The organism is Kitasatospora sp. NPDC054795 (assembly GCF_053611565.1).
This window is the reverse complement of sequence record NZ_JBSHAP010000307.1, coordinates 1-1,258: the sequence shown is the minus strand read 5'-3', so window position 1 is coordinate 1,258 and position 1,258 is coordinate 1. Positions and strand designations below refer to the sequence as shown.

Genomic DNA, 1,258 nt, shown 5'->3' with positions numbered 1-1,258 from the left:
GATCGTGAGTGGCAAGAGCAACATGAGCAAGCGGTACACGGCCGAGTTCAAGCGGGACGCGATCGCGCTCGTCCGGTCTTCGCCGCATCGGAACGTCACCGAGATCGCCCGGGAACTCGGCGTGAGCCCCGAGGGGCTGCGCGGCTGGGTCAAGCAGGCGAAGGTCGACCGGGGTGAGGGGCCGGTGGGCGCTTTGACCAGCGATGAGAAGGACGAGCTCGCACGACTGCGTAGGCAGAACCGGGAACAGCAGCAGACCATCGAGATCTTGAAAAAGCCGCGGTGCACTCAACCCGTCAGCGCAACATCCCAGGTGATGGAGGATGTGGCGCATGGCGAGGTTGGGGCGTCCGGGCATGTCGGACACGCAGAAGCGCGAGTTGTGGGACCGCTGGAAGGCCGGTGAGTCGATCAGCGAGATCTCGCGGGCGCTGGGCAGGCCGCCGGGCTCGATCTTCACGATTATCAAGTCCAACGGCGGCTACGTTCCGCCGGTCCGGCAGCGGCGGGACAGTCAACTGACGCTTGCCGAACGGGAGTCGATTTCGCGCGGCCTTGCCCGGGGCGCCTACGGCGCCCCGCGCGTGCACGCCGAGCTACGGCGCAAGGGCCACGGCATCAACCGGAAGAAGGTGGAGCGGATCATGCGTGAGCGCGACATCCGAGGCGTCACCCGCCGCAGACGCCGCCACCTGACGAAGCAGGACACCAAGGCCACCCCGGCCCCGGACCTGGTCGGCCGAGACTTCACCGCCGAGCGGCCCGGCACGAAGCTGGTCGGCGACATCACGTACCTGCCGACGATCGAGGGCTGGTGGTATCTGGCCACCGTCATCGACCTGGCGACCCGCGAGGTGATCGGCTACGCGATGGCCGACCACCACCGCGCCGAGCTGGTCACCGACGCCATGAAGATGGCCGCCGGCCGCGGCGACCTGAAGTCCGGCTGCATCATGCACACCGATCGCGGCAGCGAATACACGAGTGGTGAATTCCGGCGGGAGATAAGGAAGTTGAACCTACGACAGAGCATGGGGCGAACCGGCATATGCTACGATAACGCCGCAGCCGAGAGCTTTTTCGGACTGCTCAAAGCGGAGATCGGCACCACCGTCTGGGAGAGCCGCGAAGCGGCCCGAGCCGACGTCTTCCGCTTCATCGAAGGACCCTGTTGCCCAATTGATCTCACGCGGCGAGGTCGAGGGCTGCGAGATGGGAAGTGCGCGTCGGTGCGAGTGGACTTCCGTTCCACCAGGCG

At 66.4% G+C, this 1,258-nt stretch carries 2 protein-coding genes; both read left to right on the top strand.

Annotated elements, in window-relative coordinates; genetic code table 11:
• A partial coding sequence (locus ACWGJO_RS41640) for a transposase (RefSeq protein ID WP_452190977.1) occupies window positions 1–406 on the top strand: 406 nt, incomplete at its 5' end.
• The coding region (locus tag ACWGJO_RS41635; protein ID WP_452190976.1) for an IS3 family transposase at window positions 333–1,258 on the top strand (926 nt) is incomplete at its 3' end. The genes ACWGJO_RS41640 and ACWGJO_RS41635, both read left to right, overlap by 74 nt.